Genomic DNA, 13,940 nt, shown 5'->3' with positions numbered 1-13,940 from the left:
AATTCAGAGGCGTTAGAAATACAGAATTCTTCCTGTTTAGGTTAACTCAGTTATTTGCATAAATATCCAAATACCCAGAAATTAGGCATGATCCGCCATTTGGTCATAAAATGATTCAAGCCTAATTATTGAATTTAAAAGAATATAGATCCGCTTCCTTCATGGTTACTCGCAGTTTTATGATTTTAGTCCTAATTGGGCCAAGGTCCAATGAATTCTGCCAGATCACCTTGCCGGAAATTTCATCGCCAATAATTTTTTCAGTGGTATAACTTAAACCATTCCTTCGCCAAGATAAAAACTTAAATTATCCCTATTGTATATTCTGTAATGGCCATCCTCTTTAAAAATGGTGAGATAGTAGCCATTGGGGATATTAGTGCTCTTTTTCTCCTGTGGGGCATGCAGTTGTAACTCCAGGTCCACAATAGTGTCCAATAAATGGTAATCTAAAAATAATTCCCTCTGGAACCCAATTCAATGGGGAATTGACAAATTACTAGTTGTGAAAAGCATAGGAAAACAGAAATGCAAAGGGGATAATTTTTTTGTTGACCATTGTTGTTGACGAAAATAGGCTTTGCCAAAAATAGTGAATTTTGAGCTTGTTTTTTTTAATATGATTCTATTTTCACTTACCAAACGGGATAGGAATGCTCTGGCGTTTGTCCGTTCCATTCAGGCGGGCCTGCTTTGAAGTAATTATTTTGTCACCTAAACCAAGGCTCTCCACAATCTCATGAATATTGGCATAGGACCAAAATAGCATGGTTTAAAATGTTAAGGTTCAACTTAGTGGCCGGAGGTTTCCGTAGGGCCATATTTCGTGACAGATAACACTATATACTGTAGTTTTTTTGTGTAAAAACCGGGGCTTGGACAAGACCTTAACCACTACAGCCAAGAGCTTCCATATCCTCGGCAATTTTCAATGTTTGGGGGATAATATAGTTTGGTCTGAAAAATGCCATTAAATAAGCTATATAATTATGATAATCAAGGATGTCACCAGTAAACTCGCCACCCGCGGATCTAATCCATTGTCCGTACTGTCCATCTAAATACCTGTGTATACTCCACAAAGGCTCTTTTTTGTAGATTGTGTTAAAATATTCGAGTACTAAATGGGCTCTTTGATTATCGTTCAGCTCTCCGTCTTTCATTCCTTCTGGACAGTACATTATCATCGTTGAACTAGCTAAGGCCAAGGTTTGCATGCCATAGGCATCACATGCAGACATACTGAGGTCACCCATTTTATGTTCGTTAACTAACTTTAAGTATCCATGTACATACATTTCCATCATTGCCAAGCACTTCAGATATTTTGTGTCCAATGAATTTAATAAATCACCATTTTCATTCATCATATTCTCCCATTCCTCCTGCCATTCATTTTGCCCTTCGCTCGAGGCTGCCGATTCCGCTCCATTGCCCTCTTGTCCTTGGGCATTTTCCTCGTTATGCATTTCCGCCGTCTGTTTCAGTGCATCCATTAGATCTATCTGGGCCAAGGCCACAGGGCTGCCCAATAGTAGAAAAAAAAGTATCATACTCATTGTTCTTGTTTTCATTTTCTCAGAGTTTTGTTATTGAAGCGTTGCTATAACCTATTGTCCGTTTTTGTGGGATTCCTTGGACCCTTATGCTAAAACTTTGGCCTGTGTCATATTATTTAGGGGGTATGATGAACTACTAAGAAGTCTAGACCATCATATTTTAGCATCCATACCTATTTGGTGCCTTATCTAAATTATAGAAGGATAGACAAAGTTTATGCTCCATATGTAACCAAACTTATAACATATGTAACATTGATAGGGTATAGTGAAAAAAAGATCCTTTTGTACCAACATTTCTTTTAGCACAAATACTGGCTTTTATAACCTTATAGCAGCTAGGGTATACATGGGCGATCATTACCCTATTTAAAATGCACGTCCATTTGGGGAAAGGGTATTACAATCTTGTTTTCATTGAATTTCCGGTTGATGATCTTTCGGATATCACTTTTCACCTTTTCGATCCGAAACACATTTTCACTAAAAAACAGCACCTCAAAATCCAAGGATGAGTTTCCAAAATTTATGAATCGCCCCTCTATCATTTTGGTATCGTCAAAATCCGGATGTTCCAAAACACTTTCCTCCAATATTTTGACCACCAGATCAACATCACTGCCATAAGCCACGCCAACACCGATCTTGAAACGGGTCTTTTTTTTCTGGTGGCTCCAATTGATTACCTTATTGGTGGTGATCAAGGAATTAGGAATGATGATGGAAATGTCGTTTCTGTTCAATCCCCTGGAAGTTCTTAATCCAATTTCCTGAATTTCCACCACATCCCCATCTATTTCCAGTATGTCATTAATTCTGATCGACTTCTCGGAAAGAAGTATTATCCCAGAAATGATGTCGTTAAAAGTTTGTTGCAAGCCCAATCCCACTCCCACCAATAGGGCTGCAGAGCCTGCTATTAAGAGGGTAACCTTAATACCTACGGATTCCAAAATAAATCCAAGGGCAATTACCCATAGGACATATTTGATAATTTGATAGAGCGCATAGGTATTTGCCGTATCAAAGTGTACCCCTTTGTAACGGCGATAGAGAGCCGTTTTTATTAACTTCAAGATTATCTTGGTGGTCAGGGAAATGAGTAGTATTACCACCAGGGTGTACACTTTTATTTTATAATCCCCAATGCTGATGAGGTTAAAATCCAAAAACTTGCTTAATGCTTCCATTTCAAATTATTAGTGCCACCGGGTGCCAAGCCAATAAGATTCTGACAGGGCAGGGGGAGGGTATTGGAGTTGGTATTTTTCTATAGAAATATAGTGAAATCCATTGAGCTTTCCTTGGAAAATTATGTTTTTGACGGAGGTATGAGGTAACAATTCCACAGCTGCTATGAGGATATGTTCTGGTGGGATATACATACTTTTTTCCTTATTCCTCTGGAAAAGATCAAAACTTTAAAATATGCCCAAAAGCCATTATTGCAATTGGGAATATTAATTTTTAAGGTTTTTGTTGAAGTCCGGAACTATTGTTTTTAAAGCTTCATTCACATCAATATAAGCCTCTAAATCCCGTATAGAAACCACCTTAAAATTGTGATCTGATAAATATTGCAGATACTCCCTAAAGAGTTCGGGCGGAGTGGTTACCCATGGGTGTTCCACATCGGGCACACCATGCAGGGTAAGTACCACAATCTTTTGGTTTTTGGCTTGGTCCAGAGCTGCCAGTATTTCACTTTTGTTATCGGCATTGGTGGCCCAACTGGGAATAAGATAGGGATGATCTGCTAAAGGGTCATAGGCCCTACCACCACCGGCACGTGCAAAACGGTATTTCTTGATTTGTAAATATTCAAGGGCAGCTGCATTTAGTCCATAGCCGGGATAGGCGAAGTTACTTGGTTTAGAGATCCCAAGGGAATCGCATTTGTTTTCTATGTATTCCAACTCTACATTAAATTGTGATTGGGAGAGTTTACTTACATTGGCATGGGTATGGGTATGATTGGCGATTTCAAAACCCATTTTGTCCAGAGCTTTGATCTGGCGCCAGTTCATATATAGGGTACTGTCCCTGTAATTTGGGGGAAACTCGCACACAAAAAAGGTAGCAACAAAACCGAATTCCTGTAATAAAGGAGCCACCACTTCAAATTGACTTGCCGGGGCGTCATCAAAAGTGAGTACCACTAATTTATCCGGGATGTTCTGTTTTAGGATTTGGGAATGGCCGTATAAAAAACAGAAAATGGTAATAAGGATAACAAGGTTATTTTTCATCTAGAATTCTGGCTTGGTTAAATTTAGGAAATTTTGTTCAGTAACTATACCTACTCAATTATACCATACCGCATAACGCTCCCTTCTCAGTTCCATGGCCAGCCCTTCCTCTATTTCCAAGGCCTCGGCCCTGGTGAGAACAGGGTCTATATGGTTGTAAAGACTGGGCCTTAGATATAGTCCATATTTTTGTACGATGTTGGACGATAATTTATGGCCCTTCTTGTTTCTATAGCCCGTCTTGTGCTGTTCAAATCGCTCCTTGGGAGTCTTGGAGGTCATGCCTACATAGAGGCATTCCAGCACTCCATTAAATTGGGGATTGGCAGCCCTGAACTTCGCATTCTCGGTAAAAACACGTTTGGATAATTCTACCACATAGACTCGGTACAAGGTTTTAGACATAGGAAATCGGAAATAATTGGGTTTAAACTAAACAAAATTCATATTATTTTAATGACAAATTTGCGTTATTCACTCCATAAAACCATTTTTTTTCCGAATTTAGGGAGCGGGTAATACCCGGTCAAGGAAAGTAGAACAAATAAAATAGTCCAATACCATGAAAAAAGAACCAATTAGTCCCTCACCCATTACACGAAGATCTTTTATTAGTAAAACGGGAGTGGCCGCGGCCGGAGTTAGTATTCTCCCAAGTAACGTAATCTCTGGTTTGGGACATAAAGCGCCCAGCGATAAATTGAATATTGTTGGAGTAGGAGTGGGAAGCATGGGGTTTGGCAACCTAAGAAATTTGGAGAGCGAGAATATTGTAGGGCTGTGTGATGTGGATTGGAGCTACGCAAAAAATTGTTTTGATCACTTTCCCAAGGCGAAGAAATACAAAGATTATAGAGTGATGTATGACGAGATGGGCAATGATTTTGATGCCGTTTTGGTTGCCACCGCCGATCATACCCATGCCATTGTAGCTGCCGATGCCATGGTGCGTGGAAAACACGTTTATGTACAAAAGCCGCTTACGCACTCGGTTTATGAGTCCAGATTACTGACCAAATTGGCCAAGAAGCACAATTTGGCCACACAGATGGGAAATCAAGGAGCCTCTGGCGAGGGAGTGGCCAAGACCTGCGAATTAATTTGGAGTGGTGCCATAGGGGAAATAACCAAGGTGGAATCCTTTACCAATAGGCCCATATGGCCACAGGGACTAAATCCACCTATACAGGGACAATGGGTACCGGATACCTTGGACTGGGATCTGTTTACCGGTCCGGCAGAACTTATTCCCTACAATCAGGTGTACCACCCATGGAATTGGAGAGGCTGGTGGAACTACGGTACCGGGGCTTTGGGAGATATGGCATGCCATATACTTCATCCCGTATTCGAGGCTTTAAAATTGGGATATCCTACCAAAGTTCAGGGGAGTTCTTCCCTGCTTTTAAAGGACAGTGCCCCGACGGCACAGTCCGTACAAATGACCTTTCCGGATAGGGGCAGGAAAGGCAAGATCAAATTGCCAGAGGTGGATGTCTCTTGGTACGATGGCGGAATTAAGCCCTACCTGCCAAAGAATTGGCCAAGCGGAAAAAATCCCAACAAATCTGGTGGTGGCACTTTCTTTTATGGTACCAAAGGTATTTTGCATGCAGGCTGTTATGGAGTGGAACCCGAAATTTTAGGAAGGGACCTTCCCAAAGTGGCCGAGACGGAGCGTAGAGTAGAAAAAGAGATTGGAAAAGCATGGAATAGGGGAGGACATGAGATGGACTGGGTAAGGGCCTGTAAAGAAAGTGCCGAGAACCGCAAGCCTTGTACCTCCGATTTTTCCGAGGCTGGTCCTTTTAACGAAATGGTGGTAATGGGTGTCTTGGCGGTGCGCTTGCAAGCTTTGGACAAAATACTGAATTGGGATGGTGAGAATATGCGTTTTACCAATATCGGCAACAATGAAACTATCAAAACAGTCATCAGGGATAATTTTGTGATGAAGGATGGTCGACCACAATTTGAAAAGGAGTGGACAGACCCGGTGGACGCCAATTCCTTTGCGAACGAACTGATTAAACATACCTATAGAGAGGGTTGGAAGTTACCGGATATGCCAGCTTAGGAAGTGGATCAATGGGAAGTAATTAGAAATGTGTAAACAGTGGACAGTCATCAGTGGTCAGTAAACAGTGGTCAGTGGACTAATGAGTTGACAGGAGCCAATAGCCTGGATTTAAAAAATCTTGTTTCTAGAATCTAACAACTCAACGGTATTGTTTCTCTATTTGCACCTCGGTCCAGATTCTAAAATTTCGACGGCTTTCCCCTTATTTTTCTAGCTATTTATTTGTACTTTTTCCGGGCCAAAACAACACGACCAAGTTGAATCTAGTCCAAAAAACAATCGTAATGTGGCCCACAGGATTAAAAAAGGGTATTTCTTATTTTGTCCCTTTTTTATGTTTTTTTGGTGGGACCCATATTTCCATGGCACAAGAAAGACCTGAAGCTCAGGCTGAAAAAACTATTAAGCATCAAATTGGGTTTCGGCACGACAATGATTTTATATTGCTTACGGATAGGTATTATACTGCCGGATCATTTTTAACTTACAGGCACCGTTTGAAAAAGGGATTTTTTAATTCCGAAAATGAACAGTTGATGTTTTCCTTAGGGCAAGAAATTATCACCCCTTCCTATCTTATAACCGACGAAGTTGAAAAATTGGATAGGGCCTATGTTGGATTTTTGGCATTCAAGGTGGGATGGTCCCTAGTCAGTCAAAACAGCTTGTTTGGCGCTAATTTTCTCCTCGGCCTTGCAGGAAAGGCTTCAGGAGCAGGTAGTTTTCAAAGATGGTACCACCATTCGGTCATAAAAACCGAAGCACCGACTTGGGTAGGGGAGATGGAAAATAGTGTGCATTACAACCTGTATACCAGATACCTTTACGAATGGCAATTGGCTCCCAACCCATTTAGCATTTATATAGCGGCACAGCCCCAATTGGCCTTTGGTACCAGGGATATGTATATACATCAGGAATTGGTGGCCTACTTTGGGAGACGAAATCATTTATCCTCCAGTGTAGCCCACCACCAAATAGGATCTACGGATAAGGAAATATTCTTCGCATTGCGTGGCGGATATCGTTTTGTGGGCTATAATGCACTTTTGGAAGGCAATGCCTTGGGCGACGATTCTGTTTTATTGGTGGCCTCAAAAAATACTGTAGTCTATGCAGGTTTCGATTTTCAATTTCGCTACGGGAAAAATGAGTATTGGGTAGGGGTACGTTATAATACACCGGAATTTGAGCAGGCCAAACCCCATCAGTATGTTATACTTTCATATACCAGAGGGTTTTAATGTCAGTAATCAGTAATCAGTATTCAGTATTCATGGTCAGTGGGCAGCAGTGAAACAATTAACAATAAACAATACTTATGTTCAATGTCTAAAAGTTGAAAGTCGTCACTTCGAGTAATTTTGCATAACGAAGTGGAGCAAAATTGTATCGACAAGGGTTTTCAGTGAACAGTTTTCGGTGGACACTAGTCAGTAACGAGCCAAGAGCCTAGAAGCTAGAGACTAGACAAAAACAGTCCAGTTTCTAGATTCCAATAACCTATCGGTCCAGGTTATATATTCGCACATCGGTCTAGTTGCTACCCCAATTACGGCTGTTCTGGACTGCAAATTTAAGGGCCAATGAGAATGATTTCCTCCTTTTCGAATCATTGTAAATAATAAATTGGTATCTTTATTAGGCCGGTGGTCATGCTGTTATGACCTTTTGAAGTTGGTTGGATTTGTACTCTTGACCCGGCATTACCTTATCTTCCCCCATTCTAAAACAAAGAAATTATGCCACTATTTATGGATCGACATTATATCGAAGGAGCCAGTCCTGAAGAGGTGGCCAAAGCTCATCATGAAGATATGAAAATCCAATCAAGGCATCATTGCAAAGCACTGACCTATTGGCATGATGAGGAAAAAGGCGTGGCTTTTTGTCTTATTGAAGCACCATCGGCTGCTGCCGTTCGAGGGATGCATCAAGAAGCTCACGGTCTTATACCCAACCAGATCATTGAAGTGGACAGTTCGGCCGTAGCCCAATTTCTTGGCAGGGTTATCGATCCCGAGAAAGAGGACGGTAAACCCATGACCGAGAGTCCGTTTAGAGCCATTATGTTCATTGATATGGTGAGTTCCACGGACATTACCAAAGCCTTGGGCGATACCAGGGCCCTGGACCTGGTACATACCTACAGGGACGTCGTCCGTAAGGCACTTGTAGATTACGGAGGGCGCGAAGTGGATAGGGCGGGAAACGGATTCCTCACAAGTTTTAGGTCTGCCTATACGGCTTCGGTCTGTGCGGTAGAAATCCAGCGCCAATTATCCAAATACAATGAATCCCGAGAAGATGGCATTTTGCTACAGGCCAGGATCGGGATTGGTGCAGGAGAGCCGGTGCAGGATGGTGATGCGCTATTTGGCTCAACAGTGAACCTAGTAGCCCGTATCTGCAGTTATGGCGATTCGGGTCAAATTATTACAGCCAAGGTGGTCAAGGATCTTTGTATTGGTAAGGGTGTCTCCTTTACCTCCCTGGGTCCTCAGATGCTAAAGGGCTTTGATGAACCTATAGATCTGGAACTTATAGAATGGTGAGATGCTGTTGAACAGTATTCAGTGTAGAGTAATCAGTAGGCAGCAGCTGAAACAATTAACAATTAGGAATAAACAATACTTATGTTCAATGTCTAAAAGTTGAAAGTCGTCACTTCGAGTGATTTTGCATAACGAAGTGGAGCAAAATTGTATCGAGAAGGGTTTTCAGTGAACACTTTTTGGTGGACACTAGTCAGTAACGAACCAAGAGTTTAGAAGCTAGAGACTAGATCAAAAATAGAAAATAGTCCAGTTTCTAATGAGTTTATCTCTTCTTTAATTTGCAATTAATTTACGGAACCGGGTTTAGGGAACTTTCTCATTGGAGAATATCGCTTGTAACTATCAAATACTTCGGGATCGGGACCTGAGATACGTGGGTCATTGGATTTTTTGAGTTCCCCCAATAGTTCGGTTTTCAAGGCCTTTTCAACCTTTTTGAATGAGGGTGTTCCCGATAAGTTTTTTAAACAAGAAGGATCTTGCTGTACATTGTAAAGTTCATACTCGGGACGTTTATCAACGGCTAAATCGAAAAAGGGTGAAATGGCGCTATCTCCATGATTTTCTATAAGGTAGGTTTTTGTTGGGCAATCATCAATATCGGTAAAGCCACTGTTATTCATATAGGTATTGTTCTCATCCAGCCCATACAAGGGAAGCAATTGCTGGGAATCATTTTCTGCAAATTTTTGTGGGGCACCAGCCGGCCATCTGTCGGGTTTCATGTTCCAAATAAAGAGATAATCTCTTTTTCGAATAGACCTTTGAGGGTAGCCCCAATTTAAATACCTGGACGAGGAGTGGCGTTCCCTCCCGGAATATGCCGTTCTTTCCGTTTTGGACAATACACCGTTTTCCTTTGATTGCAACAGCTCCAATATACTTTTTCCGGTAATAGGGAGCATGCCTTGGGATGAGGTATTGGTCATTTCAAGAATTGTTGGTGCCAGATCAATAAAACCTATTGGGTCCTCAACCACTCTATTTCCTGGAAATTGCCTTGGATATCTTATGGCTAAAGGAACATGTACTCCGTATTCATAACTATTGGCCTTGGCCCTTGGAAAAGGCATGCCATTATCGGCCGTTACAATAACAATAGTGTTTTCCAATTCTCCAATTTCTTCCAAATATTCCAGCATTCTTTGAAGATGAAGGTCAAACCACTCAATTTCAACCGCATAATCCAATAAATCTCCCCTTATCTCGTCATTATCGGGAAGAAAATCCGGCACCTTCACTTCCTCCAATTTTTTGGACATATTTTTCCAGGACCCTTTTTCATAACTTCTATGGGGCTCATAACCGCCATACCAGAAAAAAAAGGGTTTGTCTTTTTTAATGTTTTCAACGAAATATTTAAAATTCCCAAAGTAATTGGTGGTGTTGATGCCTTGTGCAAATCGTTCATCGTTTTGCTCTTCATATCTAATTTCGCTATGCGAAACTCCAGCGGCATCATTTTTCCGCCAAAGCGAATCTGCTTGCGTACGGGCATATTGGAAAGGGCCAACTCCTTTTCCCGTTCTTCCTGTGGAATACCCATTTTCTTGGAGCAGATCAACAAAGGGCACATACTTCTTTAACCAGGCCGAAGCGTGTTGCCCGGCCTGTTCATTTTGCCAATGATGTCTCCCGGTTATAATGGCACTTCTAGAAAGTGCGCAACCCGGAGACCCTGCATAACAGTTGGAGAAATAAACCCCCTCACGGGCAATCCTGTCAAAGGCAGGTGTTTTTACAAACTTTGAACCTTCAAAGCCGGTATGGAAAAATGACTGATCATCACTTATGGCAAAAAGGATATTGGGGCGGTCTTGGGCATAAGCGTTAAAGCCTAAGGCAGTTATTAACAATACCGTGAAAGAAATTAATAATCTTGAAATCATGCTTTTTTACCGTTCAATGTTTGCTTTATACTGGCGGCTTTGTCCATATCAGATCCCGCTAACCATATTTTTAGGGTCTTCCCTGCCAGTTTAATATTTAAATGCGTTCTGTTTCTAAATCCCGGTTCAAAGGGTACTGTCCAGAAAAAAGGAATGTAACTTAGAAGAGATAGCAGCCAGCCTTTGTTTAATCGGACCGACTTTAAACTGCCATAGTCATAGCTTCCATTGTTCTTGGGAGTCAGTTGGTCCACTAATTCGAACATATCTTTTTGAAGGCTAATATCCAGTTTTGGGCTATTTCTTAAAGTAATTGTTTCGTTCATGTTCTTGCTGGAATTTAATTTATAAAGTTGTATTTGGTTAATAGGGTTGATAATGTAAATAGCCTAATTTTTCAGGCAGCAATACGATCCTACAGTTCCTTTTTTAATGTGAATCAATTTAAAATTAAATACAAATAATTATAGATCAATTAATTAAAGCTACAGTTTCTGTCCCCTCGAGCGCAGTCGCGAGGTTTTCGGCAATTTAGTTTTAATTGAGGTCTCGACTGCTCGACCGGACAACCTTACCCTAAACAACTCATGAACAATTAAAAATCAATCAAACTCACCCTACTTAATAAAATACCCGGAAACCTTCCATTGGTCGCCATCCTTCATTTGGGTAACGGTCTCTATACTCTCGTTTTTATTCTCAAACGATGTTTTAAATTGGATAACTATATACTCCCCATCAGGTGCACCAGGAAGTTCCGTATGGTATTCCGCCGAAATTACCTCCCTACTAATTACTTTACCTAAAGGAGGCACAATACCACTTAACTGTTGCGTCCATTGTTCTTTTGTAACCGCTTTTTGAAATAGGGAAGCGGCATTATCCCAGCTTTGGGAGTAATTATTATCATAAATCAATCCCAGCCATTCTTTGGCATCATTAACTACTTCAGCTTTGGCTTCCGTGGATACATTTGGTATTGATTGAGCACTTTCAACTTTTTCATTTTTCTGGTTGGATTTACAGGAAACTTGTCCTACAAGTACTATAAACAGTAGGTATGTGTAAAATGATTTTTTCATAGTGGTTTTATTAATTAATGGTTATCTACGGTTTTGACAAGCTTTACAAATAAACACAAACCTTTCTAAAAGTCATTGTCAGTTATATTTTACAAGGTATCGTTTTAATTGCTCAATTCCTTGATCATTTTTTCAGAATAGTCTATTAAGTTTTGCTCTTCGCTGGTTGCCAATTCAGGAACTTTTTTGAAATATTCAACCGCTTTTTCATGGTTACCATTCGTTCTATAGTATTGGGCCAATCCAAAATACCCTCCAAAATAATTTGGGAATTCTGTTTGGACCAATTCCAATATTTTCAATGATTTTGAGGGTTCTTTTTTCAAATAGCTAAATCCTAAACTCACCAAATCTTTTTCTACAATATCATATTTGGTAGGGTTGCCTTTAAGTTCCTTGAATTTGGTGGTCAAATTTTCCAATCCATTTTCTTCAATGTCCTTCTCAAGCCATACATCGGCCGGGGTAGGAATTTTACCTTCGGAATAATAACTTGCTAAAAAATACGCTTTGCGTCCCAAGCCTCCATAATCCACGGTATTGGTATATATGACTACTGCAATTTTCTCGGAAGGAATCCGTACGGAAAAATTTAGAAAACCTGTGGTACTACCGGCATGCATTAAATATTTCCTGTTATTTTTTATGTCGATTCGCCATCCAAAACCATAGCCATTGTCCTCGGTTTTTCCATGTTCTTCCCAAGTTGTAAAAGCATCGTTTAACAAGGCTGTACTTACCAATGATTCATTGTATAAACTTCTATCCCAGTGTAAATAATCATTGACCGAGGAGTAAACACCGCCATCTCCCAGAATGGCCGACCAAGTATTTTGGTCTATATTTTCATAAATGCTGTCATTGGATTTATAACCATAAGCACGATTTTTAATGGGTAGCCCTTTTTGGTAAACAGTGCTATTGGTCATACCTATTTTTTCAAAAATCTCATCTTTCATAAATTCTTTAAAAGTTTTGCCCGAAACCCGTTCTATAATCATTGCCAAAACAGCATAGCCGGAATTACTGTATTCATATTTGGAATTAGCAGGAAACAAAAGGCTGTCTTGGGCCATGAGCAGGTTCAGAACATCCTTGTCAACGAGCTGTTTTTCTGCATCATTTGGATATAGTTTGGAATAGTCTTGCAAACCTGACCTATGTGTCATTAAATGTTGTACAGTAATTTCTTTCCCGTAATCTGGAAATTCAGCAATCACTTCATTCAGTTTGGTTTTATAATTTAGTTTGCCTTGCTGTATTAAAACCAAAATCCCCATGGCGGTAAACTGTTTTGTAACCGATGCCAATCTATAATTTGTCTCACAAGTGGCAGGGATTTTATTTTCTAAATCGGCATATCCAAAACTTTGACAATCTTTTATTTCACCATCTTTTATAACAATGAAACTAGCGCTGGGCTTTTCACCCATATAATCTTGGAACAGAAAATTTATGACATCTTGGTCGGTCCCCTGCTTTTCTACCAGTTTTTCGGAAGGTTTACACCCACCAATTAGAATTAAAAGGATTATTGTTAAATAGGTGTATTTCATATTGTTATAATGTGTTGTTCTGTGTTGTTTTGGCATGGGCCCGCATTATGTCTGTCTGGGCACAAGCCTGCCTCGCCGTCAGCCAGGCGTGATGCTTACGCCAGTGGGGGGCTTTTAATACCAGGATTTATTAATTTGCTTGTATATTGTTAACAATGTTTTTAGTGTGATTTTTCCTCAATTTCTGGACTTCTTCAATATTTTTAGGTATTAGCATCGAAATTGAATCAATACTTGAATGTTTTTGTTCAATGTTTTCTTTTTTAAATAATCTTAGCAAACTATTATAGGGCAAATTCATTTGGTCAATCTGGTCGGGCAAAAAATCAAGTTTTATTCTATCCTTATTTATTGAGTTAACTCTTGCATAAATAGAGTAAGGAAGTAAAGCTTCTTTATTATTTCCATAAATACCTAAATATTGAAACTCGATAAAATGACCAGGGTCTAACGTTTTAAGGGTTTCTGTATTTCTATAATACTTTTCTCCAATTGATACTTCTAAATTTTCTAAATATTCTTCTAATTCAGCTTTCTTTTCATAGCGATTATAGGATTTTTTGATTGTTGGGACTAATAATGATTCTGATAGAAAAAAAATAAAAGCCAATAGGGCTGTAAAAGGTATTAGATTAAAATACCAATGACCAAATCGCTTTTTTCCAATTTTAGTAATTATTCTGTCCTTACATTTTTTATTGCTATAATAAATTTTCCCATCCGCCTTTCGAGTTGTCCAATCAACCGAAGTTGAAAAAATAGGGATAAACATAATATGAAAATAATTGACCCTTTTTTCAATTTGAGGTACTGTAACATTTAAGGATTTGTTCCAATTCCATAGATCGAGTTTATCATATTCTAACGAATAACTTTCTACCTCTTCATTCCTAATTGAAAAATAACCAATAGGGTACACTTTTGACCTCATATTTCTTACACCAAATCTAATTCTTGCCATATTTGA

13 protein-coding genes are annotated in these 13,940 nt (G+C 39.7%); 3 read left to right on the top strand and 10 right to left on the bottom strand.

Annotation, left to right across the window (positions count from 1 at the left end; translation table 11 throughout):
• Window positions 1–273: 273 nt before the first annotated feature.
• The 5 genes from MWU84_RS15990 to MWU84_RS15970 all read right to left on the bottom strand — a co-directional run bounded on the left by MWU84_RS15990 (window position 274) and on the right by MWU84_RS15970 (window position 4,213).
• Window positions 274–438, bottom strand: a complete 165-nt coding sequence (locus MWU84_RS15990) for a hypothetical protein (RefSeq protein WP_246903401.1) — start codon at window positions 436–438, stop codon at window positions 274–276.
• A 449-nt stretch (window positions 439–887) separates the two neighbouring features.
• A complete protein-coding gene (locus MWU84_RS15985) occupies window positions 888–1,574 on the bottom strand; it encodes a hypothetical protein (protein WP_246903398.1) in 687 nt (228 codons plus the stop codon).
• 350 nt (window positions 1,575–1,924) lie between these two features.
• Window positions 1,925–2,749, bottom strand: a complete 825-nt coding sequence (locus MWU84_RS15980) for a mechanosensitive ion channel domain-containing protein (protein WP_246903395.1) — start codon at window positions 2,747–2,749, stop codon at window positions 1,925–1,927.
• A 270-nt stretch (window positions 2,750–3,019) separates the two neighbouring features.
• Window positions 3,020–3,808: a polysaccharide deacetylase family protein gene (locus MWU84_RS15975; protein WP_246903378.1), complete on the bottom strand. Its 789-nt coding sequence runs from the start codon at window positions 3,806–3,808 to the stop codon at window positions 3,020–3,022.
• A 54-nt stretch (window positions 3,809–3,862) separates the two neighbouring features.
• On the bottom strand, window positions 3,863–4,213 hold the full coding sequence (locus MWU84_RS15970; RefSeq protein ID WP_246903375.1) for a ribose-5-phosphate isomerase: 351 nt from the start codon (window positions 4,211–4,213) through the stop codon (window positions 3,863–3,865).
• A 157-nt stretch (window positions 4,214–4,370) separates the two neighbouring features.
• Here MWU84_RS15970 and MWU84_RS15965 point away from each other — a divergent pair, with 157 nt between their 5' ends.
• The 3 genes from MWU84_RS15965 to MWU84_RS15955 all read left to right on the top strand — a co-directional run bounded on the left by MWU84_RS15965 (window position 4,371) and on the right by MWU84_RS15955 (window position 8,443).
• Window positions 4,371–5,885 (top strand): Gfo/Idh/MocA family oxidoreductase, encoded by a 1,515-nt coding sequence (locus tag MWU84_RS15965; protein ID WP_246903372.1) that lies wholly within the window; start codon window positions 4,371–4,373, stop codon window positions 5,883–5,885.
• A 365-nt stretch (window positions 5,886–6,250) separates the two neighbouring features.
• A complete protein-coding gene (locus MWU84_RS15960) occupies window positions 6,251–7,132 on the top strand; it encodes a lipid A-modifier LpxR family protein (protein WP_246903369.1) in 882 nt (293 codons plus the stop codon).
• A gap of 498 nt (window positions 7,133–7,630) precedes the next feature.
• Window positions 7,631–8,443: a nickel-binding protein gene (locus MWU84_RS15955; RefSeq protein WP_246903366.1), complete on the top strand. Its 813-nt coding sequence runs from the start codon at window positions 7,631–7,633 to the stop codon at window positions 8,441–8,443.
• 287 nt (window positions 8,444–8,730) lie between these two features.
• Here MWU84_RS15955 and MWU84_RS15950 read toward each other — a convergent pair whose 3' ends face one another.
• From MWU84_RS15950 to MWU84_RS15930, 5 genes are all read right to left on the bottom strand, one after another.
• Complete coding sequence (locus MWU84_RS15950; RefSeq protein ID WP_246903363.1) at window positions 8,731–10,335, bottom strand: sulfatase; 1,605 nt, start codon at window positions 10,333–10,335, stop codon at window positions 8,731–8,733.
• Window positions 10,332–10,661, bottom strand: a complete 330-nt coding sequence (locus MWU84_RS15945) for a hypothetical protein (protein WP_246903361.1) — start codon at window positions 10,659–10,661, stop codon at window positions 10,332–10,334. The genes MWU84_RS15950 and MWU84_RS15945 overlap by 4 nt, the downstream gene beginning before the upstream one ends.
• A 291-nt stretch (window positions 10,662–10,952) precedes the next feature.
• A complete protein-coding gene (locus MWU84_RS15940) occupies window positions 10,953–11,417 on the bottom strand; it encodes a DUF4019 domain-containing protein (RefSeq protein WP_246903359.1) in 465 nt (154 codons plus the stop codon).
• A 104-nt stretch (window positions 11,418–11,521) separates the two neighbouring features.
• Entirely contained in the window at window positions 11,522–13,009 is a 1,488-nt protein-coding gene (locus MWU84_RS15935) for a serine hydrolase domain-containing protein (RefSeq protein WP_246903357.1), read from the bottom strand.
• A 94-nt stretch (window positions 13,010–13,103) separates the two neighbouring features.
• Complete coding sequence (locus tag MWU84_RS15930) at window positions 13,104–13,934, bottom strand: hypothetical protein (RefSeq protein WP_246903355.1); 831 nt, start codon at window positions 13,932–13,934, stop codon at window positions 13,104–13,106.
• Window positions 13,935–13,940 lie beyond the last annotated feature (6 nt).

The sequence above is a fragment of the Arenibacter sp. F20364 genome, assembly GCF_023015905.1.
Lineage (GTDB): Bacteria > Bacteroidota > Bacteroidia > Flavobacteriales > Flavobacteriaceae > Arenibacter.
Note: the sequence above shows the minus strand (reverse complement) of the source record. Positions and strands in the feature narration are given on the sequence as shown.